Here is a 2,954-nt window from a genome sequence, read left to right as displayed (position 1 = left end):
CTCGAATATTTTTTTGATGTCATGCCAAATCGGGTCAATTGCCACCTTGTTATGAGCAAAGCTGAGTAAATGAGGTGTAGCATCACTAGCTAAATCAATTTTAAGGCCATTTTGAGACGTTTTAATTACTTTTGCGAGGATTTTATTGAGCCTAGACTTTGAAAGGCTTAGCGGGTCTTCTGAGAGCCATAGGAAAGCTCTTCCATCTTTTTCTTCGAGGCAGTATCGCGCCGCGATTTGTAAAATTATCCATGTCTTCCCGCTTCCACCGGGTGCAGTAACGAGAGAAACCGTATTTTTCGGGATAGGCAACCAATCTTTAAGGATAAACTCGGCTTCTTTTTCTTCGATTTCTTCATGGTTTGTTGGTTGGGGCAATCGTCGATCAACATTCATCCCCTCTTCCATGGCTAAAATCAGTTCTTTAGCCGCGTGAATTGGATCTTCGGTTTGTGCCGCACGCTTAAACTCCGTAGATAGCTGAAAAAGTGTTCTTCGATCCCGATATTTAGTTAGTTCGTCAATATACGGTTGAATGTTTGAAATCGGGTTTGTTGTTAATACTTCAATCATAGTCCGCTCATCGAACCGCCCTGCTCTGTTACACTCAGAGCGAATGAATTCTTCGTCAATGGGTTTATCTGCAAGAGTAAGATTCTTCATCGCAGTAAAAATATCTTTATGCGACTGCAAATAAAAGTGTTCCGATGTTAAAGTCTTTGACACATCATTAAATTGTGATGGCTCAAAAATTAATGAGGATAAGACACTTCGCTCAAACGCTAGATTGGCAGTGATATCGTTTTCTTCGTACATATTTTAGTATCCTTGTGTAGTTTAACTTATTTAACTTATGTTAGTTAATTAACCTATTTAAGTGATTTAACTCTATCAAATTCATCAATGAGAAGTTTCTTCGCGTAAGCAGTCACATCCTTGCAGCCATTTTGGAATGCGATTGGTGAAAGAACATCAATCATTTCTTGGGAGATATAAAACTGTACACGCTGATTCTGTTTTTGGTAGGCGTCAACGTTTGGACGTCCGATTTGGCTACTGCTTTTATCGTTCTCGTTGATTGCCTCGAAGTGATTGACAGGTGCTTTTTCGTCACCTTTTTTTAAGCCTTTGAAAGCCATTTTATTTATCTCCTTTCGTCGTATTAATTAACTTTACTAAGTTATTAAAGTCCTCTGTGACTTTGCGGTAATTGAAACCATTCAAACCGCCCTCTTTCTGCATTTGCTCGATGGTTTTGTGCTCTGTGAAAATGTTTTGTAATGCCATCGATGAACGGATCGGACAAATTGGAAGATGATCGAAGCCAAATTCCTTGATCGTGTCGAGGAGCACTTGATAATCTTTGTCACTTTCCTTGATCTTGTTTGGTACGAGGATGATATTTTTATTCAATGGCAGCACAGAGTTGATCGCCTCAATGGTTACTTCGACGTTCGCCTGCTCGACGATGAACGGAATTATGATTACGTTGGATCTCTTGAGAACTGCCGCCATGTGTTTGGTAATGCCGCCGCCGAAATCGTAGATCACATCATCAAGCTCTGCCGGTATTGCTTCGGTAGTAATCAATAGATGATTGCTGTCCAAATGATTTTTGAGTACCGAGTAGGTCTCATTGGCTACAATCCCATAATCAAATGAATATGCAAGATTTAAAGCTATAGAAGTTTTGCCTTGGCCACCTTTAAAATTCATAACCGAGATTTCCATAAAATGCCCCTTTAATAAGTTAGTTACGTTATTATAGTTAAATAAGTTATTAAAGTCAAGTAAGTTAAATAAGTTTTTTAACAAAATGTATAATATTGGGTAATTTAAAAATATAGGGTGCAGATTTAAGGGGAATAATCATTAATAAGTTATTTACGTTATTATAGTTAAATAACTTATTAAAGTAATTTAAGCATCAAAAAAATATTACGATATCCATCCTACCATATTATTAGTTGCTATGGCTCTTGCCATTAGGTCTGAATTATTAAACATTTTTCCATGGAACATTGGTACATATCGAAAGTAAGAGTTAGGTGTTATTTCCTCAACAATTGATAAGTCAGTCGGAGTCCCAACATTTGATCCATCCTCTGAGAGAATAAATTCGAATTTATTCTCAGTCACATCTAATAATTTATTCGCGACCCTTAGTGTATTCATAAATACCAGATCAAGAAGCTGTCCATTCTCAAATTGGAACCAAGCGTGGTGGCTGCTAAATATCTCACCAGACAAAGCACGTCTAACCCCAACATCATCAAAATAGTGATAATTTTTTATAGGTGTTTTGACATAACCATATATTGTATATGCTTTGCAACCAAATAATTTTTCAAGCCCAACCACCAATGGATCGTGACCACATAAATATGAGCATGACGCAACTGGGGCAACAGGGAAAGGATCAAAAAAACTACTATAATCTTCATCAAGAAATTTATTCACTTGTTGAGCAGTAATTTTTGGTAATGATTGGTTCACATTCACACCAAGTTTTTTCAATTTTGAGTAATATCCTTGATTCGCAGAAGCATATCCGGAATTTTTATAATGTGAGAATGTAAACATATACCCTCCGTATTTTTGTGATATTTTACCTTATACTAAACCCAAAAGTGGGCTAGTATTTTATAAGTTATTATAGTTTATTAACTAAGATAACTTATAAAAGTTAAATAATATATTTAGGGGATTTTGTATCTACTAAAGAACTGAATAAATTGTTTGTCGGGTGACATTAAACTCGCGGGCTATCTTCGACTTTGCCACTCCCGTTTTATCTAATTCTTTTATTTTTAAAATCTGTTCGGATGAAAGGGCGGGCTTTCTTCCCTTATAAGCACCACGTTTTTTTGCCAACTCAATTCCTTCACGTTGACGCTCTTTGTTCCAGGATCTTTCAAACTCTGCGAATGCTCCCATGACGGAGAGGAGTAGGG

At 36.8% G+C, this 2,954-nt stretch carries 5 protein-coding genes; all 5 read right to left on the bottom strand.

The annotated features are described in order from the left end of the window. On the bottom strand, positions 1–816 hold an 816-nt coding region (locus WA010_RS10940), incomplete at its 3' end, for a DnaB-like helicase N-terminal domain-containing protein (protein ID WP_422557150.1). 53 nt (positions 817–869) lie between these two features. Next, complete coding sequence (locus WA010_RS10935; RefSeq protein WP_422557149.1) at positions 870–1,139, bottom strand: hypothetical protein; 270 nt, start codon at positions 1,137–1,139, stop codon at positions 870–872. Position 1,140: 1 nt separating this feature from the next. Beyond that, positions 1,141–1,731, bottom strand: a complete 591-nt coding sequence (locus tag WA010_RS10930) for a ParA family protein (RefSeq protein WP_422557148.1) — start codon at positions 1,729–1,731, stop codon at positions 1,141–1,143. 207 nt (positions 1,732–1,938) lie between these two features. Next, the gene (locus tag WA010_RS10925) at positions 1,939–2,583 is read right to left on the bottom strand and encodes a hypothetical protein (protein WP_422557147.1); all 645 of its coding nucleotides are present in this window, start codon (positions 2,581–2,583) and stop codon (positions 1,939–1,941) included. 135 nt (positions 2,584–2,718) lie between these two features. Then, positions 2,719–2,954, bottom strand: a 236-nt coding sequence (locus WA010_RS10920; RefSeq protein WP_422557146.1) for a recombinase family protein, incomplete at its 5' end; no start/stop codon positions are given.

It is taken from the genome of Sulfuricurvum sp. (assembly GCF_049305995.1).
Classification (GTDB): Bacteria; Campylobacterota; Campylobacteria; order Campylobacterales; family Sulfurimonadaceae; genus Sulfuricurvum.
This window is presented reverse-complemented; position numbering and strand designations above follow the sequence as displayed.

What these genes read in the sequence shown, in the direction of transcription:
- WA010_RS10930 (WP_422557148.1), bottom strand. Translation starts at nt 1,731, where the DNA reads ATGGAAATCTCGGTTATGAATTTTAAAGGTGGCCAAGGCAAAACTTCT.
- WA010_RS10925 (WP_422557147.1), bottom strand. Translation starts at nt 2,583, where the DNA reads ATGTTTACATTCTCACATTATAAAAATTCCGGATATGCTTCTGCGAAT.
- WA010_RS10935 (WP_422557149.1), bottom strand. Translation starts at nt 1,139, where the DNA reads ATGGCTTTCAAAGGCTTAAAAAAAGGTGACGAAAAAGCACCTGTCAAT.